The following is a 23,810-nucleotide window of genomic DNA, read 5'->3' as shown; positions in this document are numbered from 1 at the left end:
CTTGTATCAAGCGGGGGCGCTTGGCATCCCTCAGCCGCGAGTGGCTCGGAAACAAAGTCTCGCGATAGCTCTGCCTATAGCACCAATTGCAAATTACCTTGCATCAATTCGGGGCGTGCCGTCCCGCCAGCATCGCTTTGCCTTGATGCAGCTGTTGGCGGTAAATTTTAGAAACCAATCAGTTCGGCGTTTCGTTCAAATGACGTATTTAGGCAATGATATCGGCCCGATCGAGCCTATCTCCAATCCCCCCGCCATCGCCAATCCAAGCGCTTCGGTTTCAATATGGCGTTTCGATGGGGCAAGGCCACGAACCAAGGCGCGGCAACATCACCATGTCACCGCGCCCTGTACCGGGTTACAGTTTGTATCGGGTTTTAATTCATCAGCCCTTGATGAAGGCCAGAATATCCTTGTTCAGCACATCGGCATGGGTGGTCAACATACCGTGGGGATAACCGGGATAGATCCGCAACGTGTTGTTGGGGATCAGCTTGGCCTGCAACCGGGCCGAGGCGTCCACCGGCACAATCTGATCGTCGTCGCCATGCTGGATCAACACGGGCACCTTGATCGCTTTCAGGTCTTCGGTCTGGTCGGTTTCGGAAAAGGCCTTGATGCTGTCATACTGGGCCTTGATGCTGCCCATCATGCCCTGACGCCACCAGTTCTGGCGGATCGCTTCGTTCACGCTCTGGCCCGGACGGTTGAAACCGTAAAAGGGCACCGGCACATTCCAGAAGAAATCCGCCCGGTTTTCGACCAACGCTTTGCGGAAACCGTCAAACACCGACATCGGCAATCCGCCCGGATAGGCCTCGGTTTTCAGCATGATCGGGGGCACCGCGCCCACCAGCACCGCCTTGGCCACGCGCCCTTCGGCATAGCGCGCCACATAGCGGGCCACCACGCCGCCGCCGGTGGAATGGCCGATATGGATGGCATTATGCAGATCCAGATGCCGCGCCAGCACCGCCGTATCGCGGGCATAGGTGTCCATGTCATTGCCGTTCATCGTCTGGGTCGAACGGCCATGACCACGCCGGTCAAAGGCAATGACGCGGAAACCCTGCGACAGGAAAAACATCATCTGCGCATCCCAATCATCGGCCGTCAGCGGCCAACCATGGTGGAACACGATGGGCTGTCCGCTGCCCCAATCCTTGTAATAGAGCCGCGCTCCATCGGGCGTGGTGACATAGCCGTCGCCCACCGGGGCGGATTGGACAGCCTTGGCCGGAGCGGCAGCAGAAGCCGGAGCCGCCGCCAGTTCAGCGCCGCCGGCCAGCGTTGCCGCGCCCGCCACGGCGCCTGCGGTGGTCAAAAGATGGCGACGCGAAAAATCCTGAACAGAATTGGTCATGATACACCTCGGGGGAAAGTGGGGGGATTGGAAAGAGGAAGGGGGTATTCGGCAAGGAATGTCCGGGCGCTTCCCTTAAAAACGAGGGGAGCGGGAGGCGCCCGGAAGAGTATTATGCGGCATCCACCAGCACAATCTCGCTGTCCTCGATGGCGGTGACGCGCAGCACTTCAACATCGCTGATCGCCACACCGTCGCGGGTCTTGACGGTCAGGTCATCGATCCGCACGGCCCCGATGGCAGGCACCAGATAGGCCTTGCGGTCCGCGCCCAGCGGATATTCGGCGGTTTCACCGGCCTTCAGCGTTGCGCCCACAACGCGGGCATTGGTGCGGATGGGCAGCGCGTCGGTATCCTCGGCATAACCGCTCGCCAGTGTCACGAAATGGCCCGAACGATCATCCTTGGGGAAAGGCTTGGCGCCCCATTGCGGCGCGTCGCCCTGATGGGTGGGGATGATCCAGATCTGAAAGATCTTGGTCGTGATATCTTCCAGATTATATTCCGAATGGCGGATGCCGGTGCCTGCGCTCATCACCTGGACGTCGCCGGCCTCGGTGCGGCCCTTGTTGCCCAGATTGTCCTGATGGGTGATCGCGCCTTCGCGGACATAGGTGATGATTTCCATGTCGCGGTGGGGGTGCGGGGGAAAACCGGTGCCCGGCGCGATCGTGTCATCGTTCCACACGCGCAGGTTGCCCCAATGCACGCGGGCCGGATCGTGATATTCGGCAAAGGAAAAGTGGTGATGCGCATCCAGCCAGCCATGGTTGGCCGCGCCAAGCGTTTCAAAGGGGCGATGTTCGATCATGGTTCAATCTCCTGTTGGGCGGCATGGGTTGGCCGCCCCTTGATGAGATCGTTTTAGCCCTTGCAGATCATTCCGTTCAGATGGATAAAATGAACCATAACGTTCGATATTCTTGAAAAGAAGGTTTCGCAGTGAGCAATCCCGGCACCCCCACCTTTGATCAGCTCCGTATCTTTTTGACCATTGTCGACACCGGCAGCTTTGCGGGCGCGGCGCGCAAGCTGAACCGTGCCGTCTCGGTCATATCCTATGGCATCGCCAATCTGGAGGCGCAGCTTGGCCTGACCCTGTTTGACCGCGAGGGCACGCGCAAACCCACGCTGACCGTGGCGGGCCGCGCGCTGTTGTCCGAGGCGCGGGGTGTTGCACAGGGGATCGACGCGCTGCGCGCCAAGGTCAAGGGCCTGCTCGACGGGTTGGAGGCCGAGGTCGATGTGGCGGTGGATGTGATGCTGCCCACCGCGCGGCTGGGGCGGATCCTGCGCGCCTTTCGCGCTGAGTTCCCCACCGTGCAATTGCGCCTGCATGTCGAGGCACTGGGCGCGATCACGGCCATGGTGCTGGACGGCAAGGCGGTGATCGGCCTGTCCGGCCCACTGTTCGCCGGGGTGGAGGGGCTGGAAAGCGTCGATGCCGGATCGGTGCAGATGGTGCCGGTGGCCGCGCCCGATCATCCGCTGGCGCAAATGGACCCGATTCCCCCCGGCGCGGGGCGGCAATATATCCAGCTCGTGCTGACCGACCGTTCGCGCTTTACCGAAGGGCAGGATTATTCGGTGCTCTCACCCAGCACATGGCGTCTTGCCGACCTTGGCGCCAAACATGCCCTGCTGCGCGAGGGGATCGGGTGGGGCAACATGCCATTGCCGATGATTGCCGATGATCTGACCACGGGCACGCTGGCCCGGTTGATGATGCCCGACCACGTGGGCGGCACCTATCGCTTTGCCGGGATATGGCGGCGCGACACCCCCCCCGGCCCGGCGGCGGCTTGGTTGATCGAACAATTCGTGGCCACCGCCCATATGCACGCACAGCCCGGCGACGAGATGATGCCCGACATCTGAGGCCATCCGGGGGCGTGATTCGGGGTGGGGCCTCTATTCAAAAATATCGAACAAACCATCCTATCTTATCTCACTTACCCGAAGTTCCTTTCCGACATAGTCTGCCCTCACAGCAACGATGCTGGCCCAACAAAAGGACCCCCCCGATGACCATCACCGCCACCGCCACCCCCGGTAAGAGCCTGATTTCGCCCAAGGATCACACGCTGGTCCTGATCGATTTCCAATCACAAATGGCCTTTGCCACCAAGTCGATCGCCACCGAAGTGCTGCGCAGCAATGCCGCGCTGGTCGCCAATGCCGCCGCTTCGTTTGGCGTCTCCACCATCCTGACCACGGTGGCTGAAAAGAGCTTCTCCGGCCCGATGTTCACCGAAATCACCGACGCTTTTCCGGGCCAGCCCCTGCTCGACCGGACCAGCATGAACACATGGGAAGACGAAGCCGTGATCGCCGAAGTGAACCGCATCGGCAAGGAGCGCATCATCTTTGCCGGCCTGTGGACCAGCGTCTGCATCGTCGGCCCGGTGGCCTCGGCCATTGATCAGGGCTTTGACGTTTACTTCATCGCCGACGCTTGCGGCGACATTTCGGCCGAGGCCCACGAACGCGCCGTCCAGCGCATGATCCAGCTGGGCGCCAAGCCGATGACCTCGCTGCAATACATGCTTGAGCTTCAGCGCGACTGGGCGCGGGCCGAAACCTATGACAGCACCACCGGCATCGCTCGCCAGTGGGGCGGCGCTTATGGCCTGGGCATCACCTATGCCAAGACCATGTTCGGCGGTTCGGAAGGCGGCCATTGATCGCCCGTCCCTGACCATTGCCCCTGGGCCGGTTTGTCCCCCCGCAAACCGGCCCCCTCCCCCAATCCCCCGTATCAAGGGAGACACGCGATGAAACTCTATTTCCTCTCACTCGGCGCCGGATTGCTGGTCGGTGTGATCTACAGCCTGCTGGGCGTGCGTTCGCCCGCGCCGCCGATCATCGCGCTGATCGGCCTGCTGGGCATTCTGGCCGGTGAACAGATCGTTCCGATTGCCCGCCGCGCCATTCAGGGACAGGATATCGCCTGTTATATCCGCGGCAATTGCGCCGATCATGTTCTGGGCCAATTGCCCGGAAGCCCTGACAAGAACTGATCCCTTCCCCAAACCGGAGCCTTCCCCCCATGGCCGACCTGATCATCACCAATGCCAAGGTTTCCACCCTTGACCGCGAAAACCCCGAGGCCGAAGCCATCGCCATCCGCGACGGCAAATTCCTGGCCGTGGGCAGCGAAAAGGAGGTGCGCGCCGCCGCCCTGCCCGAAGCCGATGTCATCGACGCAAGCCGCCGCCGGGTGATCCCCGGCCTGATCGACAGCCATATGCACATCATCCGGGGCGGACTGAATTTCAACATGGAGTTGCGCTGGGACGGCGTGCCCTCGCTTTCGGAAGCGATGGCGATGCTGAAAGCGCAGGTTGACCGCACCCCCGCCCCGCAATGGGTGCGCGTGGTGGGCGGCTTTACCGAGCATCAGTTTGCCGAAAAGCGCCTGCCCACGCTGGCCGAACTCAACGCCGTGGCGCCCGATACGCCGGTCTTCATCCTGCACCTGTATGACCGCGCGCTGCTCAATGCCGCCGCGCTGCGGGTGGTGGGCTATACCAAGGACACGCCCAACCCTCCGGGCGGCGAGATTGTCCGCGATTCCATGGGCAACCCCACCGGCTTGCTGCTGGCCCAGCCCAATGCGACGATCCTCTATTCCACGCTGGCTAAGGGACCAAAGCTGCCGCAGGAGTATCAGCTTAATTCGACCCGCCATTTCATGCGCGATGTCAATGCCTTGGGCGTGACGGGCGTGATCGATGCCGGTGGCGGCGCGCAAAACTATCCCGACGATTACGAGATCATCGAAAAGCTGCATCAGGACGATCAGCTCACCGTGCGCATCAGCTACAACCTCTTTACCCAAAAGCCGAAAGAGGAACTGGCCGACTTTTCCGGCTGGGTGAAGCAAGTGACGCCCGGACAAGGCGATGACACCTATCGCCACAATGGCGCGGGCGAGATGCTGGTCTATTCCGCCGCCGATTTCGAGGATTTCCGCGCCCCCCGCCCCGACATGCCCCCCAGCATGGAAGGCGACCTTGAACCCGTCATCCGCCTCTTGGCCGAACACCGCTGGCCCTGGCGCCTGCATGCCACCTATGACCAGACGATCAGCCGCGCGCTGGACGTTTATGAAAAGGTGAACCGCGACATTCCCCTCACGGGCATCAACTGGTTTTTCGACCATGCCGAAACCATCAGCGACCGCAACATCGACCGCATCGCGGCGCTGGGTGGCGGCATTGCGGTCCAGCATCGCATGGCGTTTCAGGGCGAATATTTCGTCGAACGCTATGGCGCCAAGACCGCCGAGCGCACGCCGCCCATCAACAAGATGATCGCCGCCGGCATCCCGGTGGGCGCGGGCACCGACGCGACACGCGTGGCCAGCTATAACCCCTGGGTCTCGCTGTCATGGCTGGTGACGGGGCGCACTTTGGGCGGCATGCGGCTCTATCCTTCGGCCAACCGGGTCACTCGCGAAAAGGCGCTGGCCATGTGGACGCATGAAAACACATGGTTTTCCAATGAAGTGGGCAAGAAGGGCCAGATCAAGGCGGGCCAATTGGCCGATCTTGCCATCCTGTCCGACGATTATTTCACCGTGCCCGAACATGAAATCGTCCATATCCGCTCTGTCCTGACCTTGCTGGGCGGCAAGGTGGTGCATGGCGAGGGCAAGTACGAACCGCTGGCCCCGGCCCTGCCCCGCCCGATGCCCGACTGGTCGCCGGTCGCCACCTTTGGCGGATACCACAAGACCCGCGAGGCCCGCGCGAAACTGGCCTCGGCCTGCGCCTGCCATTCCTCGTGCGCGGTCCATGGCCATGACCATGCCGCCGCCCTTGGTGCCAGCGTTCCGGCCGGTGATCCCCAAAGCTTCTGGGGCGCGCTGGGCTGCGGCTGCTGGGCCGTCTGATCCCCTTTTTCACTGGAGTCCCCCCGCCATGAAATCTCTCGCTTTTACCATCGCTCTCGTTTTGGCCGCGCCTGTCGCCGCCAAGCCTGTCGCCACCCCCGATGTGGGCGTCGCCCCGCAATATGACACCACCCATGTCTATGTGCCCGAAGGCGATTTCGACCGCTTCGTCGCCAGCTTTTCCGCGACTTTTGGCGGCACCACCAGCAAGCAGGGCACGTTTCAGGTGACCCCCACGCCGTCGCTCACCAAATCGCAGCTGGTGCTGACCCCTGCGGGCACGGTCTCGGTGTTCGGTTTCAAGACGCCCATCCCCTATCCCTTTGGTGCTGAACGCACCGGCTATCTGGTGACGGATATGGACAAGGCCGTGGTGGCCGCGCGCAAACATGGCGCGATCCGCCGCCTGAATGATTTTCCCGATCCCATTGGCCGCGATGTGGTCATTCAATGGCCGGGCGGGGTCAACATGCAGCTTTACTGGCACACCGCCACGCCGCATTACGCGCCGCTGGCCACGGTGCCGGAAAACCGCATCTATCTGACGGCTGACGCTGCTGATGCATTCCTCAAAAGCTGGGGCGGCTATGCCCATGCCAAAATCACCGCCGACAACCGCAAAGCCTCCGGCGCCGAGGTGGGCCAGAGCGGCAAGACCATCCGCCGCATTGCGCTGACCAGCAATTACGGCAAGATGGTGGTGTTTGTCTCTGATGGCCAATTGCCCTGGCCCTATGGCCGCGACATGACAGGCTATCAGGTGCCGGATCTGGCCGCCACGCTGGACAAGGCCAAGGCCAATGGGACCGAGGTTCTGGTCGCGCCCTATTCGGTCGGCGCCCGGCAAACCGCGATTGTCCGCTTCCCCGGCGGCTATATCGCCGAAGTGCATCAGGGCGCCTGAGCCATGGACACGCGCCACGACTTTACCCACCGCGACCCGGCCATGATCGACGCCATTCTGGAATGGCCCGGCACATGGACCATCGCCCGCCTTGCGCTGGTGGGGCCTTATCTGCTGGGCGGGGTGGTCAAATTGACCGACCTTTCCGCCGCCGCCGCCGAACAGGCCCATTTCGGGCTGAACCCGCCGATGGTATGGGCCACGCTCACGATTGCGGTCGAACTGATCGGGCCTTTGCTGGTGCTGTCGGGCCGTCTGGTCTGGCTGGGGGCAGGCATGCTGGGGGTGTTCACCCTGCTGGCGGCCTGCGTGGCCAATGCCTTTTGGGCGATGCCCGCCGGACAGGACCGCTTTATGGCCACCAACGCCTTTTTCGAACATATCGGCCTGATCGGCGGCTTTGTGCTGGTCGCGCTGGTTTCGGAACGGGCGCAACGCCGTGACCGAGCGCGCCCAGACGGATCAGGCCATGCGTAAACTCGCCCTCCTCGCCCTGTCGGGTGCCTTGTGGGGCGCCTGCCCCGCGGCGGCCGAACAGGCGCGGGAGGCATGGCAGGCCCCCACCCTTTCCATCACCCGCATTGACGAGGACTGGTCCGATCTGGCCGATGCGGAAAAGCGCGCCCATCATTGGACCGGCCCGTTCAAATATATCCCGATCACCGATGATGTCTGGCTGTCCACCGGCACCGAATTTCGCCTGCGCAGCGAAAGCCTGAACGGCAATCAATGGGGCGGCCCCGCGGCCAAGGGTTGGCCCGACCAAACCTATCTTTGGGCGCGCGCCCTGCCCTATGCCGATTTACATATCGGCCGGGTGCGCGCCTTTGTGCAACCCATGGCCAGTTTTGCCACCGGGGTTGAACCGGCCGCCGGCGCCATCGATCAAAGCCGCCTCGACCTGCTTCAGGTCTTTGCCGAGGCCGACCTTGGCCCCGTCACTCTGCGCGCCGGGCGGCAGATGGTCTCGCTGGGCACGGAACGGCTGGTTGGTACGCGCTATGGCCCCAACACGCCGCTGGCCTTTGACGGGGCGCGGGCGGTGGTGCGGGCGGGAGCGGCCTCGGTGAATTTTCTGGCGCTGAACCCGGTTCAACCCGGCGCGCGCGATTTTGATGACCATACTTCGCCCGCGCGGGGCTTGTGGGGCGCCTATGCGGTGCTGCCGGGCTGGGACGTCTATTATCTGGCCTATCGCAACCGCAACGCCCGGTTTGGAGGCGTGACGGGCCGCGAATTGCGCCACTCCATCGGGCTGCGCAGCCATGGCGTGCGGGGCCGGTTCCACTGGAATGTCGAGGGTGTGGCGCAATTCGGCCATTTCGACGCCCAATCCATCGGTGCATGGACGCTGGGCACCGAGGTCGGCCTGACCCTGCCCCATGCGATGGATGCCACCATGCGCGTCAACATCATCAGCGGCGACGGCAAGGCGGGCGACGCCCATCTGGGCACGTTCAACGCGCTGTTTCCCAAGGGCAAATATTTCGGCGAACTCTCGCCTGTCGGCCCAGCCAACATTATCAACCTTACCCCCCGTTTCAGCGCGCAGATCACCCCCAAGGTTTCGGCCAGTGTGGCCGCCATGGCGTTCTGGCGCTACTCGCGGGCCGATGGCGTCTATGACATTCCGGGCAATCTGATCCGCGATGCGGGCGCGGGCCGATCACGCTTTATCGGCGGCGGGGCCGAAGCGGCGGTATCGTGGCAGGCAACCCCCGAACTGGCCCTGTCCACATCGCTTTCCGCATTTGTGCCGGGGGCGTTCCTGCGCGAAACGGGATCAACCCACACCTTCACCATGCTGGGCCTTGAGGCCAATTTCCGCTTTTAAGGAGCTTCGACCATGACGAAATCCTCACCGCTTCCCGGCCTGCTCCTCTTGCTCTCGGCCACAACGGGTCTTGTCGATGCCGTATCGGTGTTGGGGTTGGGCAAGGTGTTCACCGCCAATATGACCGGCAATGTCGTTTTCCTTGGCTTTGCGGCGGCGGGTACGCCCGGTTTTGCCGTCAAACCCTATCTGGTCGCCCTGCTGGCGTTTCTGGTGGGGGCGCTGGTGGCGGGGCGGGTTGGGCTGCGTCTGGGGCAAAAGCCGTTGCGGCACTGGTTGCTGGTCGCCGCCGGGGTTGAAGGCACCTTGCTGGCCGCCGCCGCGCTTTGCGCTCTGCCGATGGCTCCGTGGGTCGATGCGATCATCGCGCTGACAGCGCTGGCCATGGGGTTTCGCAATGCCACGATCCGCATGCTCAAAGTGCCCGATCTGACCACCACGGTTCTGACGCTGACCTTGACGGGCATAGCAGCCGATTCGCCGCTGGCGGGCGGGACGGGGCCGAACCTTTCGCGCCGCCTTGCCGCCGTGGCCAGCATCTTTGCCGGGGCCGCGCTGGGCGCCTTCATGGTCACGCATTGGGGCCTTGCCCTGCCATTGGCGCTGGCGGCCGGGTTGGTGATGCTGGGCACGGCGGCCTGTGTCACCCATCCCGCCGCCGCGCAAGTTCACAACCATTGATAAGGAGCAACACCGATGCCCGCTGATCCCGATATGGTGCGCAACAATCCCGCACAAAACCGCTTCGAACTGCCGATTGAGGGCGATGCCCTCGCGGTCTGTGTCTATCGCCGCGATGAAGCGGGGCGCTATGTCCTGCTGCATACCGATGTGCCCGAAGCCTATGCCGGGCGGGGGCTGGCGGCCACGCTGGCCAAGGGATTGTTCGCGATGGCCCGCGCCCAAGGTTTGCGGCTGGTGTTGATTTGCCCTTACATGACGGCATGGTTTGCGCGCCACCCGGACTATGCCGATGTGGTGGTGGGATCGGGCGCAAACTGATTGGCTCTTCGCGTGCTGTGCCGCTACAAAGGCGCATGGACATGTTCGCGGCAATAAAAGCTTTTGTGGCTGTGGTTGACGAAGGCGGGTTTGCCCCGGCGGCCCGTCGCCTTGGTCAGGCGGCCTCTTCCTTCACACGCCATGTCGATGCGCTGGAGGCCGAACTTGGTGCAAGCCTGCTCAATCGGTCAACCCGTCGCGTCTCGCTCACCACCGCCGGCGAAGTCTATTACGCCCAGGCGGTGGCCATTCTGGCCGGGCTGGAGGAAGCCAATCGCAGCCTGCGCGAACGCGACGGCCCGCCGCGCGGATTGTTGCGGGTCAGCTTGCCGACCTCTTTTGCCCGAATGCATGTTTCACCATTCCTGCCACGCTTTATGGCCGAATTCCCCGGCGTTGAACTGGATTTGCTGATCAGCGACGAGGTGGTCAATCTGGTCGAGCGGCGGGTGGATGTGGCGGTGCGTTTGGGCGCACTTGAATCCTCCAGCCTGATTGCGCGCAAATTGGCGCCGCATCGGCGGATCGTCTGTGCCAGCCCGGCCTATCTGGAACAGCGGGGCACACCGGGCACGCCGGGGGAACTGGCCGATCACGCCTGCCTTACCTTCGCCTTTGCCGATGGCGAACGGCGCTGGCGCTTTACAATGGGCGAACGCATAGAGCAGATCCGTGTCAAAGGCCCGTTGCGCGCCAATCAGGCCGAGGCGCTCAAGGAAGCCGCATTGGCGGGCTTTGGCGTGGTGATGTTGCCGACATGGCTGGTGGGCGAAGACATCGCGCAGGGCAGTCTGCGACCCATATTGCCGCAATGGCATGCCGATATTGGGCGTCTGGGTGCGCCCCCTTCGGGGGAAAGCGGCATTCACGCCCTGTACCTGCCCGATCGGCGCGGGTCGCCCAAAGTTGGCGCTTTCGTCAATTTCCTGAGCCAGAGATTTGGCAGTCCGCCCTATTGGGATCGCGCTCTTTAATCTTTGCAAAAATTGCAAAGATGATCGCGATATTCGATGGATTATCAAGCACGACGAATGGGGGCAAACCGCAGGGATCAACCCTTTTCAGCGGAGTAGTCTGCCATGACTGATCTTTTGTTTACGCCTATCCGCCTTGGCGCGCTCGATCTGCCCAATCGGATCGTGATGGCGCCTCTTACGCGCTCGCGCGCGGCTGCTGGCAATGTGCCGTCCGATTTGGCGATTGAATATTACCGCCAGCGCGCCTCGGCCGGGCTGATCATCACCGAAGGCACCCAAATCTCAGCCCAGGGTCAAGGCTATGCCTGGACCCCCGGCATTCACACACAGGCGCAGATGGAAGGCTGGGCCAGGGTTGCGCAGGCTGTGCATCACGAAGGCGGGCGTATCGTGATGCAATTGTGGCACGTGGGCCGCGTGTCGCACCCCGTGTTCCAACCCGGCGGAGCGCGGCCCGTAGCCCCGACTACTATGCCCGTGCCGGCCAAAGCCTTCATTCCCGGTGAGGATGGTCGCGGTGCCTTTACCGATGTGCCCGAACCACAGGCGTTGACCATCGCGGGGATTCAACTGATCATTGCCGATTATGCACAGGCCGCCCGCAATGCCATTGCCGCCGGGCTGGACGGCGTGGAGATTCACGGCGCCAATGGCTATTTGCTTGATCAATTCCTCAACAGCGCCAGCAACTGGCGGACCGACCGTTATGGCGGATCGCCAGAAAATCGGGCGCGTCTGATGCTGGAGGTTGTGGATGCGGTTTGCGCCGCGGTCGGTTCTTCGCGGGTCGGCCTGCGTCTGGCCCCGATGGGCAGGGCTTTTGGCATGAATGAAGCCGAGCCGGAGGCGCTGTTCGCCTATCTGATCGACGAATTGGCCAAGCGGAACCTGGCTTATCTCCATTTGGTGGAACCCAGTGTGGTGGGCCGCGAAATTACGGCCATCGATCCGCGCGCGGATGCGTTGATGGGCGCCATTCGCCGGACCTTCACCGGGCCGATCCTTCTGGCCGGTGGCTATACGCGCCAGAGTGCGCAAGCGGCTTTGGCCAATGGTCGCGGGGATGCCATCGCCTTTGGCCGCCCCTTTATCGCCAACCCTGATCTGCCCGCGCGGTTGCGCATTGATGCACCGCTCAACACGCCTGACCCCGCGACCTTCTATGGCGGCGATGCACGTGGCTACACTGACTATCCCGCACTGGCCACATCAGAGGCACTATCATGAGCGCGCCCACCAAGCAGATTTCCACCGCCATGGTCTATGCCATGGCGGTGGCCACCGGCCTTGCCGTTGCCAACATCTATTATAACCAACCCATGCTGGGCCTGATTCAACGCGATTTGCCCGGCGGGCTGACTGCATTTGTGCCGACGGTGACACAATTAGGCTATGCACTGGGCCTGTTCCTGCTGGTCCCGCTGGGTGATCTTGTGGAACGAAGGAGTCTGATTCTGGTGCAATTTCTGGGGCTGGCGATCGTGTTGATCGCCGCCGCCGTCGCGCCAAGCGGGGCAGTGTTGGTGCTCGCCTCCCTGCTGGTCGGAGCGCTGGCCACCGTTGCCCAGCAGATCGTGCCGCTGGCCGCGCATATGGCGCCGGACGCCAAACGGGGCGCGGTCATCGGGAAAGTGATGGCCGGTTTGCTGGGCGGCATCCTGCTCAGCCGCACTTTGGCCGGCACAGTGGCGCAGCAGGCGGGGTGGCGCAGCATGTATTGGCTGGGTGTGCCGCTGGCCGTGGCGGCAGGCGTGCTGATGCGGGCGGTGCTGCCGGTGCCGCAGCCCGACAAGGGGCCGTCCTATCCCGCCCTGCTCGGTTCATTGTGGGACCTTTGGCGTGATTTGCCGGTCTTGCGCCGGGCCACCTTCACGCAAGGCCTCCTCTTTGCCGCATTCAGCGCCTTTTGGAGTATCCTTGCCCTGTATTTGCAACAGTTGGGGCAAGGTCCACAAGTGGCCGGTCTGTTCGGCGTGGTGGGAGCCGCAGGGATTTTTGCGGCTCCCTTGGCCGGGCATCTTGCCGACCGGCGCGGCCCGCGCGCGGCGATTGCCGCGGGCACCTTGCTGACCATGGCGGGCTGGGCAATCTCGGGCCTTGCGCATGGCATGATCGGGCTGGCGCTGGGCTGCATCCTGCTCGATCTGGCGGTGCAAGGCGCGCTGATCTCGCACCAGCATATCGTCTATGCTCTGCGTCCGGATGCGCGCGCCCGGCTCAACACGCTGTTCATGAGCGGCATGTTTCTGGGCGGAGCGGCCGGTTCCGCTCTGGCGATGGCGGTCTGGCAGATGGCAGGTTGGCACGGCGTGGGGCTGCTGGGCGTTATACTGGGCGGTCTGGCTCTGGCGCTTCAGGTGGTTGGCCCGCGCAGAGTGAGCCTTGCCTGAAGACAAGGGTTGGGGGCGGTTTTGCCCCCAACGGCTTTCATGGCGCTGGCCCTGCTTGGCGGAATAGGCATGCCATCACATCCTATAATCCGCCCCGGCCAGCGCCTGAGCATCGGCTCCGGCCGGAAAATGAAGCCGGTCTGTGCGATCGTGCACCGCATCCCACACCGCCTGGGCAACATCGCTCTCACGCGTGGTCAGTGTGGGCGCGGCAAAGGCCTCGAGTATAGGCCGGGCAAAATCGGCGTACTCACCGGGCAGCAGATCGCTCACCGGCACGATGGCATTGGCCCCGAACCGCGTGGTCGGCGCATAGCCCGGCTCGACCAGCTTTACCGCAATGCCGAAATGGCCCAGTTCATGCGCCAATGAGCCGGTGAAACCCTCGACGGCCTGTTTGCTGGCAGTATAGGCAGCAGCCAGAGGAAAGGCGCCCAGCGTGACGCTGGAGGTGACATTGACGATGCGGCCTGCGCGGCGTTCGCGCATCTGGGGGATAAAGGCCTGGCACATGGCCATCACGCCAATGGTGTTCGTCTCGATCAATTGCCGGATCAGGCTCATCGGCATCGCTTCAAAAGCGCCCACGCCGCCCACACCGGCGTTGTTGACCAGCACGTCGATCGGTCCGGCGGCTTCGACCAGCGCGGCGATACTGTCTTGCAAAGTGACATCAAGGGGCAGGATACGCAGCCGGTCGGATGCGCCGGCAAAAACCGTTTTGTCAGGGCGGCGCATGGTCGCCACCACATTCCAGCCCTGAGCAAGGAAGTGTTCCGCTGTTGCCAGCCCATAGCCGGAGGATGTGCCGGTGATGAGGATTGTCTTGGTCATGGTCTGTCTCCTTGGTGTCGATACAGGAGGGATAGACGCAGCCATCAGGACAGTATATAATCATAAATCCAAATTTGATTATGGATCGTCCAATCATGGATCCCCTCAGCGAAATCATCACCCTGTTGCGCCCCCATGCGGCCCTGTCGAAACCCATCACGGCGCGGGGGCGATGGGCTGTGCGCTATCAGGCGCATGATGCGCCGGGCTTTACACTCATCCTTGCCGGACAGGCCTGGGTGACGTTCGACCGATCGGCTCCGCTGCGGCTTGCACAGGGCGATTTCCTGCTGATGCCCACGACACCGGCCTTTTCTCTGGGCAACGAGCCGGGGCAAGATGGTCCTTTGCAGGAGCCTAGCACCGAGCCGGTCAGGCATGGCGAGCAGGACGGTGAGCCCGATTTTGTCGCTTTGGGCGGCAGCTTTTCCTTTGATCGGGTCAATGCCCCTCTCCTGCTCGGATTGCTGCCCGGCCTGATCTATATTCCCGCCCCGCAGGGCATGGCCGACCGCATGGGCCGGACCATCTGCCTGCTGGCCGAAGAATGCACATCCAGCCATCCGGGCAAGGATCTGATTATTCAGCGTATGCTCGAAGTGTTGCTGGTCGAAGCCTTGCGTTGGCGGGGTTTGGGGCAAGACGCGGCCTCTGCCGGACTGCTGGCCGGCCTGCGCGATCCGGCATTGGGCCGGGCGCTGCACGCGATGCATGCCGATATCCGCGCCCATTGGACTGTTGCGGAGTTGGCAAGGATCGCGGGCATGTCACGGTCGGCCTTTTCGGCGCGGTTTGGCTCAGTCGTTGGCCACGCGCCCATGGAATATCTCACCGGTTGGCGCATGGCGGTGGCCAAGGCTGCGCTTGCCCGTGGCGGCAAATCGCTGGACCGGATCGCCGATGATATCGGTTATGAATCAGCCAGCGCTTTCAGCACCGCCTTTCGCAAACGCCTCGGCTCTCCACCGGGCAGTTTTGCCCGCAGGATGGTGGAGGCTTAATTCCGCGTTCCGGGGGGATGTCCGGCGACCTGATCCGACTTGCCTGCGCCCCATCATTTGGAAAAGTTGGGGCTAATTCCGGCGAGGGTCTAGACCGTGGAGCGCCTATCAAGGTAGCGGCCCAAACCATGAGCATCATTGCAACCATCATGAATTCGTCGACCGGATTGGCCATACAGAAAATGAAGTTTGAGCGTATGCCCAAGCCTTGGGTGACGCTTCATCTTGAAACAGGTGAACAGGTTACGGCCGACCGTGTCCATGTCGGCAAACCCGCACCGGGCAAATTCATCACGCCGGTGGAAGTCTGGGTAACGCCCAAAGGATAACCGCCAGCCGCCGGGGGGCATTCATGGAAATCGGCAAAGAATGGACCCCTCACCCCGGATTTTGAACGATCAGGCGATAACCAATTCCCGGCTCGTTTCGGATAATGCTCTGTTCAACGGGTACGTCTTCCAGCTTGCGACGCAAACCTCTTGCGGCGACGCGAAGGTACTCGACCGATTGTTCCTGTCCGGCGCCCCATACGTCCCGCAAAATGTTCGCGTGCGAGATGCCCCGCCCGGGATGGCGGGCCAAAATGGCCAAAAAGCCGTATTCCTTGGGGCTGAGATGCACCTCAACACCGTCTCGATGCACCATGCGGGCGGACAGATCGATCACCAAGTCGCCCAGACGCAGCACCGGTTCCGCCGTCTGGGTGTACAGGCGGTTGCGTAAAGCCACACGAATGCGGGCCAGAATTTCCTCGGTGTCGAATGGCTTGGTAATATAGTCGTCTGCGCCAAGATCGAGAGCCGCCACTTTTTCCGCCGTTGCATCGCGCGCCGAAATGATCAGCAGCGCAGCCTTCGCCGCCTTGATCGCGGTGATAAGCTCCAGCCCGTCTCGGTCAGGCAGGCCAAGATCGAGCAAAACAAGTTCCGGCTTGTCAATGGGCAGGGCCGCGAGCGCCTCTCGCGCATTGGCGGCCTCAATCATCCGAAAATCGGCGCGTGCAAGGCTTGCCCTCAGCAACCGCCGGATAGACATTTCGTCGTCCACCACCAGAATTTTCGGTGCGTTCACACGCTGTCCTTCCACAATAATGCCTCATCCATATGCAGGGTAAAGCGGGCGCCTTTCCTGTCATGGCGGTTGGCGGCGGCGGCTCGCACCCCCATGGCTTGGGCAAATCCCTTGACGATGGCCAAACCAAGGCCCGTTCCGCCGTTCCGATCGGACCCTGCCACGCGGGTAAAGGTTTCAAAGACCAGTTCCTCACTGCCGGGAGGCAATCCTTCGCCTTCGTCCATGACGCAAAGGTTGATCCCGCCGGCCACCCTTTCGGCCATGACGGTAATCGGGCTTGGCGCGGGACTGTATTGAACCGCGTTCTGGATCAGGTTGATTAGGCAATGATGCAACAATTGCGCATCCAACCGCACCAAAGGCAGGTCGGGCGCAATCTGCATCTGCACTTCGCGCGCGCCCAACATACGGCGCAGGTCATGCACCGCGCTGCTGACCGCCTCGGCCAGATCGACAGGTTCGAGGTGCAATTTCACCGCGCCCGTCTCAATCCGCACCATATCCAGCAAATTGGCGACAAAGCGCTGCAACCGTCCGGCTTCGGTGCGGGCCAGCGCCAACACCTCGGCCTGTTCCACCGAACCGGGCGAAAGATCATCAAGAAGCCCGATGACGGCGGTCAACGGCGTGCGCAAATCGTGGCTGACCGAGGACAACAGAGCAGCCCGCAAGGCGTCACGCTCTTCCAACCGCTGCAACTGCCCGCGCTCGACTTCCAACCGGGCGCGGTCCAGCGCCAGCCCGGCCTGATCGAGAAAGCTGGAGATCAGCGGCAGCATATCGGCACGCACCGCCTGTTCCATATTCGCATGGGCCACGCCAAACACGGCCAAGGCCCTGCCCCCTGCCTCAACGGGCAAAAAGCGCCATTCGGCGGCGCTGAGCGTATCCGAGCCGCGTCCTGCGGGGCGAAGGTTATCAAAGGCCCATTGCGCCACCACCAGATCAAAAGGTTGCAACGCAACGTCCGGGGCCGAGGCCGCTACGACTTGAAACCCACCCTCACCCGGCATGAGCAGAACGGTATAGGCTTCGAGAAGCCCCGCGCTTTCGTCGCACAGCACTTTGGCAATGGCGCCAATGTCGCCAAGCCCCGTCAACCGGCGCGCAAATCCGGCAAGCGTATGGCTTCTGGCCGCGCTGGCCCGCGAAAACAGGGCTGTGTCGCGCAAACGTCCCGCCATATGGCTGGCCCCAATCGCCACGGCCAGCAACACGACCACGGTGATGATGTTCTGCGGGTCTTCGATCGTGAATGTGTAGAGCGGCGGGATAAAGAAGAAATTATACGCCAGCGACGATATCAGCCCCGACGCAATGCCGGTCCACAGCCCAAAGCGCGCCGCCGCCAGCATCACCGGCAGGAGATAGAGCAGCGCAATATTGGTGATATTGCCCAACCCCGCAATCAGCGTGCCAAGCAATGTCACAATGGCGATGAGCAGGCTGGAAACCGCCAGACCGGCCGGTGTCGGCCAGACGCCGGATCGGCCCTGTTCGCCAAAGCTCCGGGCAGGACGGGATGGCCGCGTGGCGATGACATGCAACGCCATGTGCACGTCCGATGCCAGCAGGCGGCGATGAAGCGCCTGTGATCGCCAAAGCCGGTTCCACAGGTTCTGTTTGCCGGTTGCGCCCAGCACAAGAACGGTCGCCCGCAATTCGCCCGCAATTTGCAACAGCCCGTCAACCACATCGCCGGCCGACAGGGTGATCACTTGCGCGCCAAGCTGGGTCGCCAGATGCAGGCAAGCCTCCAGCGTCTGGCTCTGGGCCATTCTGTGGGGGGTTTCGATATGAACGGCGGTCCATGGCGCGCAAAGCGAGTCCGCCAGCCGTTTGCCAGCCCGAACCACCTCGGCCCCGGTATCATTGTCGCCCACCGCGACCAGAACCCTGTCGCCAACGCCATAGGTGCCGCGCACCGCATGGGCGCGCAAATAGTCCAGCATTTGCGCATCGACCGCCTGTGCCGCGCGGCGCAGGGCCAGTTCACGCAGCGCGGTCAGGTTTGATTTGGAGAAAAAATGGCTGAGCGCGCGGCTTGCCTCTTGCGGAACATAGACTTTGCCCGCTTTGAGCCGCTCGATCAGTTCATCGGGCGGAATGTCCACGACCTCGATCTGGGCGCTGTCCAGCACCCGGTCGGGCAGGGTTTCGCGCACCCGGATATTGGTGAATGAGGCGACCAGATCGTTGAGGCTCTCCAGATGCTGGACATTGAGCGTGGAAAAGACGTCGATACCCGCATCCAGCACTTCCTCGACATCCTGCCAGCGTTTGTCATGGCGGCAATCCGGGGCGTTGGTATGGGCAAGTTCGTCGATAAGAACCAGCGATGGGCGGCGGGCGATGATGCCGTCAAGATCCATCTCGCTCAGCATTTGGCCGCGATACGGGATCTGTCGACGGGGGATGATCTCGAAACCGGCCATGCGCGCCTCGGTTTCCGCGCGGCCATGGGTTTCGATGACGCCAATGACCACATCCTCGCCCATATCGCGGCGCTGGGCGGCCTCGCTCAACATCTCGCAGGTTTTGCCTACGCCCGGCGCCGCCCCAAGGAAAACCTTGAGGCGGCCCTTGCGCGGCCCGTCCTGCTCGCGCTCTGGCGAACTATTCTGTGCCAGACTGCGCAGCAGGGCATCGGGATCAGGACTTGCGTCGCTCACTGTATCTTCATGCTCCCTTGGGGGATGCCTCGTCCAGCGCCAGATTGAGACGCAGCACATTGACCCGCGCCGCGCCCAACACACCGGCCAAAGGCGTTTCGATGGAGGATTTTACCAAAGCCTCCACCTGTGCCGGGCGCATATGACGCGCCGCGGCCACACGGGGCACCTGCCAAAAAGCCGCCTCGGGGCTGATATGAGGGTCAAGCCCCGAGGCAGAGGTTGTCACCATTTCAGGCGGGACGTCTTGATGGCTTTGGGCGCGCAGCGCTGCATGGTCCTTGGCAATGCGTTCGGCCAGAACCGCGGAGGCTGCGCCAAGATTGGACCCGGCCGACGCGCTGGCATCATAACCATTGGCGCCAGCCGCCGAGGGGCGCGGGTGGAAATAGGCGGGCGAGGAAAATCCCTGTGCCAGCAATTGCGAACCAATGACCTGACCATTCCGGGTGATCAGGCTGCCATTGGCTTGATGGGGGAACAGCGCCTGTCCGGTCATTGTGATCAGCGTGGGATAGGCCCCGCCCAGCAGCAGCGCAAAGCCGATCGTCATCACGCAGGCGGGGCGCAGGGCAGCGGTAAAAGTGGAAAGCATGGATCTTCTCCCTCAGGCCAGATTGAGCGCGGCCACGCCAAGGTCGATCAGCTTGATCCCGACAAACGGGGCAACCAGACCGCCCAGCCCATAGATCGCCAGATTGCGCGACAACAGCGCGCCAGCCGCCATCGGGCGATAGGTCACACCTTTGAGCGCCAGCGGAACCAAGGCCGGAATGATCAGCGCATTAAAGATGATCGCGGACAGGATCGCGCTTTGCGGGCTGGCCAGACCCATCACGTTAAGCGCGCCAAGGCCCGGATAAAGAACGACAAACATCGCCGGAATGATCGCGAAATATTTGGCCACATCATTGGCCACACTGAACGTCGTCAGCGCGCCGCGCGTCATCAGCAATTGCTTGCCCAGGCCCACAATCTCGATCAGCTTGGTCGGATCGCTGTCCAGATCGACCATATTGCCCGCCTCGCGCGCGGCCTGTGTGCCGGTGTTCATCGCTACGCCCACATCGGCCTGCGCCAGAGCCGGGGCGTCATTGGTGCCATCGCCGCACATCGCCACCAGACGCCCACCTTGCTGTTCACGCCGGATCAGCGCCAGCTTGTCTTCGGGCGTGGCCTCGGCAAGGAAGTCGTCCACGCCAGCCTCGGCGGCAATGGCGGCGGCGGTCAGGGGATTGTCGCCGGTGATCATCACCGTGCGGATGCCCATGGCCCGCAATTGGGTGAAGCGTTCGCGGATGCCCGCCTTGATGACGTCTTTCAGCGCGATTACGCCCAGCAGCCGGCCATTTTCGGCGACGCCCAAAGGGGTCTGTCCGGCGCGGGCAATTTCGTCCGCGATCCGGCGCATCTCTGTGGCGGCGGGCGTGTTGGCGGTGTCGGGATAGGCGCGCAGCAGCGAATCCACAGCGCCCTTCTGCACGATCCGTTCCTCTATCCGAATGCCCGACAAGCGGGTCTGGGCGGTAAAGGGAATGACCTCGGCCCCGGTGGGCAGGCTGGCCTGCGCGTGATAGCCCTCACGCGCCAAAACGACGATGGAACGGCCTTCGGGCGTTTCGTCGGCAAGACTGGCCAAAAGAGCCGCTTCGGCCAGACGGTTGATGGGCGTGCCCAGCAGCGGACGAAATTCCGATGCCGCGCGGTCGCCCACGGTGATCGTGCCGGTTTTGTCCAGCAGCAGGACATCAATATCACCCGCGGCCTCGACAGCGCGCCCGGATTTGGCCAGCACATTGAAGCGCACGAGGCGATCCATGCCCGCAATGCCAATGGCCGAAAGCAGCGCGGCAATGGTGGTGGGGATAAGGGTGATAAGCAAAGCGGCCAGCACCGCCACCGGGACGCTTCCCCCCGCATAATGGGCAAAGGCCGGGATCGTTGAAACCGCGATCAGGAAGATGATGGTCAAACCCACCAGCAGAATGGTCAAAGCGATTTCATTGGGCGTCTTTTTCCTTTCGGCCCCTTCGACCAAGGCAATCATACGGTCAAGGAAGCCCTGCCCCGGTTCCTGTGTCACGCGCACGGTGATCTGGTCGGAAATGACACGGGTGCCGGCGGTTACGGCGCTGCGGTCGCCGCCTGCCTCGCGGATGACGGGGGCGCTCTCGCCGGTGATGGCCGCTTCATTGACCGAGGCCACGCCTTCGATCACCTCGCCATCGGCGGGGATCAGGTCGCCGGTGGTGACCACCACCACATCGCCGCGCGAAAGCTGGCTGGCAGGAATGGTGCGCCCATCGGGCAATCGGGCCACAAGGTCGGATTTGGTCGCGCGCAAACTGGCCGCCTGTGCCCGCCCGCGCCCTTCGGCCAGCGCCTCGGCAAAGGTGCCGAACAACACCGTCAGCCAGAGCCAGACGATCAGTTGCAGTTGAAAGCTGAATGACAGGCCGCTCCCCCCGACCACCATCAGAACGCACAGCAAAAGCGCGACAATGGCGGTGGTGAAAAGAACCGGATTTTTGATCAATTCACGCGGGGCCAGTTTAAGCACCGCATCGCGCGCAGCCGGAAGGACCAGTTCGGCCGCAAACATGGATTGGGGCGTGGACATCGATGTTCCTCTCAAAAACTCTTGCCGACAATCGCCGTCACCTGATCGGCGATGGGGCCAAGGGCGAGGCTGGGCAAAAAGGTCAGGCCGCCAAGGATCAGGATCACGCCCACCAGCAGGCCGACCCACAAGGTGCCGGTGGTAGGAAAGGACCCGGCGGTTTCGGGCGTATGCTTCTTGGCCGCCAGAGAGCCCGCGATGGCCAGAACCGGCACGATGACGAAGAAGCGTCCCACCCACATGGCCGTACCAAGCAGGCCATTGTAAAAAGGCGTTCCCGCGCTCAGCCCCGCAAAGGCCGAACCATTGTTGGCCGTGGCCGAAGAAAAGGCATAAAGGATCTCGCTGAAACCATGCGGCCCTTTATTCAACGGCCCCACCAGCCCTTCGGGCAGCACAGCCGCCAACGCGGTAAAGCCAAGGATCGAAAGCGGCAGCACGGCAATCGCCAGCACGGCCAGCTTCACCTCGCGCGCCTCGATCTTCTTGCCGACATATTCCGGGGTGCGCCCGACCATCAGCCCGGCGACAAAGACTGCAAGAATGGCAAAGAGCAGTAAGCCGTAGATGCCAGCACCCACCCCGCCGATCACGATTTCGCCCAATTGCATGTTGAACAGCGGAATCATGCCGCCAATGGCGGTAAAGCTGTCATGCATGGCGTTGACGGCCCCGCAACTGGCCGCGGTGGTGACGGTGGCAAACAGGGCGCTGGCGGCGATGCCAAAGCGTAATTCCTTGCCTTCCATATTGCCGCCGGAAAGGCCCGCATGGGTCAGCGCGCTGAAACCTTGCGCTTCCTGCCAGTAGGTGATGCCCGCGCCGGCCAGAAACAGGATGAGCATGGCCGCCAGAATGGCCCAACCCTGACGCGTATTGCCCACCGCGCGGCCAAAGCACCATGTCAAACCCGACCCGATGGCAAAGATCGACAGCATCTGAACGAAATTGGTGAGCGCCGTGGGATTTTCAAAAGGATGGGCCGAATTGGCGTTGTAAAAACCCCCACCATTGGTGCCCAACATCTTGATGGCTTCCTGGCTGGCGACAGGCCCCAGCACGATGCTTTGTTTCGCGCCTTCCAACGTGTGGGCATCCATCAGCGAGGCGAAGGTCTGGGGCACGCCGCTGGCCACCAGAAACAAGGCATAGATCACGCTGATCGGCAGCAGGAGGTAAAGCGTGACCCGCGTGCAATCGGCCCAGAAATTGCCTACTGTCGCCGCCTCGTGGCGGGCAAAGCCGCGAAACAGGGCAAAAGCGATGGCAATGCCGGTGGCCGCCGACAGAAAGTTGTGAATGGTCAGCCCGACCATCTGGCTGAAATTGGAAAGCACGCTTTCGCCGCCATACCATTGCCAGTTGGTGTTGGTGACAAAGGCGATGGATGTGTTCATCGCCCCATCGGCGCCGATCCCGGCCAGCGCGCGCGGGTTCAACGGCAAAACAGCCTGAAGCCGCAGGATCGCATAGGTAAAGACGGTGAGCGCCACCTGAAAGGCCAGCATATGCAGCGCATAGGCAAGCCATGTCTGTTCGCGCGTGGGATCGATGCCCGATGCGCGATAAAGGCCCCGCTCGATCGGCCCCAGAACGCGATGCATCGGCGTTGCGCGTCCTTCATACAGGGCAAAGAGCCACGCCCCGACGGGTTTAGCCATCAGGGCCACCAGCGCAGTGAAGGTGAGGATCAGGCCCCAGCCGGAAAGGGTCATGGGCAATTCCTCTCTAGAATTTTTCGGGCCGCATCAGCGCGACCACCAGATAGGCTAGAAGGCCCAGCGCGGTGAACGCGGCCAGAGCAAGCGGAATGGGCATGGTGGCTCTCCGGTTCAGGCTTTGGTTGCAAGCCGCAGGAAGGCGAAGGTAAGCAGCACAAGGCCGGCCAGAACGGCCAGCCAGACGAGGTCATTCATGTGACATCTCCGTCGGATGAGGATGCGGGCATTATTGCAAAGGCCGAGGTGGTCGCGGCATCGCGCGGACCAGATTGTCGCCGGCAAGAAGAAGGGTCAGTGCGCCCCACAGGATCATGACCGCCACCAAAGCGACCACGAATTCCATCGGGCTTTGCGCAGGCTTTGCCCCCGCATGACGCCAGCCATAAAGTACGCGCACCAGCGCCCCGACCGGCAGCAGGCCGATCAGACCAACCGCGCGCAACAGAATATCCGTGCGAGGGCCGGGCCGCAGGCGAAGCGGAATGGTTCGGGTGAAAAGCTGTGACACGCTTGAGGCTCCT

At 62.6% G+C, this 23,810-nt stretch carries 24 protein-coding genes; 14 read left to right on the top strand and 10 right to left on the bottom strand.

All coding sequences use genetic code 11. From position 1 onward, the window contains the following. Positions 1–385: 385 nt before the first annotated feature. Both ACZ9HU_RS18355 and ACZ9HU_RS18350 read right to left on the bottom strand, forming a co-directional pair. Positions 386–1,363, bottom strand: a complete 978-nt coding sequence (locus ACZ9HU_RS18355) for an alpha/beta fold hydrolase (protein ID WP_476107101.1) — start codon at positions 1,361–1,363, stop codon at positions 386–388. A gap of 112 nt (positions 1,364–1,475) precedes the next feature. Continuing rightward, positions 1,476–2,174, bottom strand: a complete 699-nt coding sequence (locus ACZ9HU_RS18350) for a pirin family protein (protein WP_476107099.1) — start codon at positions 2,172–2,174, stop codon at positions 1,476–1,478. 131 nt (positions 2,175–2,305) lie between these two features. On the opposite strand from ACZ9HU_RS18350, the gene ACZ9HU_RS18345 reads away from it, so the two are divergent. The 12 genes from ACZ9HU_RS18345 to ACZ9HU_RS18290 all read left to right on the top strand — a co-directional run bounded on the left by ACZ9HU_RS18345 (position 2,306) and on the right by ACZ9HU_RS18290 (position 13,367). Then, a complete protein-coding gene (locus ACZ9HU_RS18345) occupies positions 2,306–3,241 on the top strand; it encodes a LysR family transcriptional regulator (RefSeq protein ID WP_476107096.1) in 936 nt (311 codons plus the stop codon). A gap of 146 nt (positions 3,242–3,387) precedes the next feature. Continuing rightward, the gene (locus ACZ9HU_RS18340; protein ID WP_476107094.1) at positions 3,388–4,047 is read left to right on the top strand and encodes a hydrolase; all 660 of its coding nucleotides are present in this window, start codon (positions 3,388–3,390) and stop codon (positions 4,045–4,047) included. 90 nt (positions 4,048–4,137) lie between these two features. Beyond that, positions 4,138–4,383 (top strand): XapX domain-containing protein, encoded by a 246-nt coding sequence (locus tag ACZ9HU_RS18335; RefSeq protein ID WP_476107092.1) that lies wholly within the window; start codon positions 4,138–4,140, stop codon positions 4,381–4,383. Between the two features lie 29 nt (positions 4,384–4,412). Next, a complete protein-coding gene (locus ACZ9HU_RS18330; RefSeq protein WP_476107091.1) occupies positions 4,413–6,260 on the top strand; it encodes an amidohydrolase in 1,848 nt (615 codons plus the stop codon). Between the two features lie 28 nt (positions 6,261–6,288). After that, on the top strand, positions 6,289–7,164 hold the full coding sequence (locus ACZ9HU_RS18325; protein WP_476107090.1) for a glyoxalase: 876 nt from the start codon (positions 6,289–6,291) through the stop codon (positions 7,162–7,164). A gap of 3 nt (positions 7,165–7,167) precedes the next feature. Then, positions 7,168–7,641 carry a DoxX family protein gene (locus tag ACZ9HU_RS18320; RefSeq protein WP_476107088.1) on the top strand — a complete coding sequence of 158 codons (474 nt, stop codon included), beginning with the start codon at positions 7,168–7,170 and terminating at the stop codon, positions 7,639–7,641. Then, positions 7,634–8,998 carry an alginate export family protein gene (locus ACZ9HU_RS18315; protein ID WP_476107087.1) on the top strand — a complete coding sequence of 455 codons (1,365 nt, stop codon included), beginning with the start codon at positions 7,634–7,636 and terminating at the stop codon, positions 8,996–8,998. Before ACZ9HU_RS18320 ends, ACZ9HU_RS18315 begins: the two co-directional genes overlap by 8 nt. 12 nt (positions 8,999–9,010) lie before the next feature. Next, complete coding sequence (locus ACZ9HU_RS18310) at positions 9,011–9,679, top strand: YoaK family protein (RefSeq protein WP_476107085.1); 669 nt, start codon at positions 9,011–9,013, stop codon at positions 9,677–9,679. 15 nt (positions 9,680–9,694) lie between these two features. After that, positions 9,695–10,000 (top strand): GNAT family N-acetyltransferase, encoded by a 306-nt coding sequence (locus ACZ9HU_RS18305; protein WP_476107082.1) that lies wholly within the window; start codon positions 9,695–9,697, stop codon positions 9,998–10,000. Between the two features lie 41 nt (positions 10,001–10,041). Continuing rightward, positions 10,042–10,974, top strand: a complete 933-nt coding sequence (locus ACZ9HU_RS18300) for a LysR family transcriptional regulator (RefSeq protein ID WP_476107079.1) — start codon at positions 10,042–10,044, stop codon at positions 10,972–10,974. 105 nt (positions 10,975–11,079) lie between these two features. Beyond that, entirely contained in the window at positions 11,080–12,204 is a 1,125-nt protein-coding gene (locus ACZ9HU_RS18295) for an alkene reductase (protein WP_476107077.1), read from the top strand. Beyond that, entirely contained in the window at positions 12,201–13,367 is a 1,167-nt protein-coding gene (locus ACZ9HU_RS18290) for an MFS transporter (RefSeq protein WP_476107076.1), read from the top strand. The genes ACZ9HU_RS18295 and ACZ9HU_RS18290 overlap by 4 nt, the downstream gene beginning before the upstream one ends. Before the next feature lie 75 nt (positions 13,368–13,442). Here ACZ9HU_RS18290 and ACZ9HU_RS18285 read toward each other — a convergent pair whose 3' ends face one another. After that, positions 13,443–14,201: an SDR family oxidoreductase gene (locus ACZ9HU_RS18285; protein ID WP_476107074.1), complete on the bottom strand. Its 759-nt coding sequence runs from the start codon at positions 14,199–14,201 to the stop codon at positions 13,443–13,445. Positions 14,202–14,296: 95 nt separating this feature from the next. Between ACZ9HU_RS18285 and ACZ9HU_RS18280 the strand changes: the two genes are divergently transcribed. Both ACZ9HU_RS18280 and ACZ9HU_RS18275 read left to right on the top strand, forming a co-directional pair. Continuing rightward, a complete protein-coding gene (locus tag ACZ9HU_RS18280; protein WP_476107071.1) occupies positions 14,297–15,202 on the top strand; it encodes an AraC family transcriptional regulator in 906 nt (301 codons plus the stop codon). A gap of 128 nt (positions 15,203–15,330) precedes the next feature. Further along, positions 15,331–15,531, top strand: coding sequence for a hypothetical protein (locus ACZ9HU_RS18275; RefSeq protein ID WP_172343157.1), 201 nt, complete (start codon positions 15,331–15,333; stop codon positions 15,529–15,531). Between the two features lie 49 nt (positions 15,532–15,580). On the opposite strand, the gene ACZ9HU_RS18270 is transcribed toward ACZ9HU_RS18275, so the two are convergent. From ACZ9HU_RS18270 to ACZ9HU_RS18240, 7 genes are all read right to left on the bottom strand, one after another. Next, positions 15,581–16,273 carry a response regulator gene (locus ACZ9HU_RS18270; protein WP_476107067.1) on the bottom strand — a complete coding sequence of 231 codons (693 nt, stop codon included), beginning with the start codon at positions 16,271–16,273 and terminating at the stop codon, positions 15,581–15,583. After that, the gene (locus ACZ9HU_RS18265) at positions 16,270–18,948 is read right to left on the bottom strand and encodes a DUF4118 domain-containing protein (RefSeq protein WP_476107065.1); all 2,679 of its coding nucleotides are present in this window, start codon (positions 18,946–18,948) and stop codon (positions 16,270–16,272) included. The genes ACZ9HU_RS18270 and ACZ9HU_RS18265 overlap by 4 nt, the downstream gene beginning before the upstream one ends. A gap of 7 nt (positions 18,949–18,955) precedes the next feature. Next, positions 18,956–19,543: a potassium-transporting ATPase subunit KdpC gene (kdpC, locus tag ACZ9HU_RS18260; RefSeq protein WP_476107062.1), complete on the bottom strand. Its 588-nt coding sequence runs from the start codon at positions 19,541–19,543 to the stop codon at positions 18,956–18,958. A gap of 12 nt (positions 19,544–19,555) precedes the next feature. Continuing rightward, on the bottom strand, positions 19,556–21,568 hold the full coding sequence (kdpB, locus tag ACZ9HU_RS18255) for a potassium-transporting ATPase subunit KdpB (RefSeq protein WP_476107060.1): 2,013 nt from the start codon (positions 21,566–21,568) through the stop codon (positions 19,556–19,558). 11 nt (positions 21,569–21,579) lie between these two features. Beyond that, positions 21,580–23,283 carry a potassium-transporting ATPase subunit KdpA gene (gene kdpA, locus ACZ9HU_RS18250; RefSeq protein WP_476107057.1) on the bottom strand — a complete coding sequence of 568 codons (1,704 nt, stop codon included), beginning with the start codon at positions 23,281–23,283 and terminating at the stop codon, positions 21,580–21,582. 13 nt (positions 23,284–23,296) lie between these two features. Continuing rightward, positions 23,297–23,386 (bottom strand): K(+)-transporting ATPase subunit F, encoded by a 90-nt coding sequence (gene kdpF / locus ACZ9HU_RS18245; protein ID WP_476107055.1) that lies wholly within the window; start codon positions 23,384–23,386, stop codon positions 23,297–23,299. Positions 23,387–23,515: 129 nt separating this feature from the next. Beyond that, positions 23,516–23,797: a hypothetical protein gene (locus ACZ9HU_RS18240; RefSeq protein WP_476107052.1), complete on the bottom strand. Its 282-nt coding sequence runs from the start codon at positions 23,795–23,797 to the stop codon at positions 23,516–23,518. Positions 23,798–23,810 lie beyond the last annotated feature (13 nt).

Source organism: Novosphingobium sp. Sphag1I, from assembly GCF_056279125.1.
This window is presented reverse-complemented; position numbering and strand designations above follow the sequence as displayed.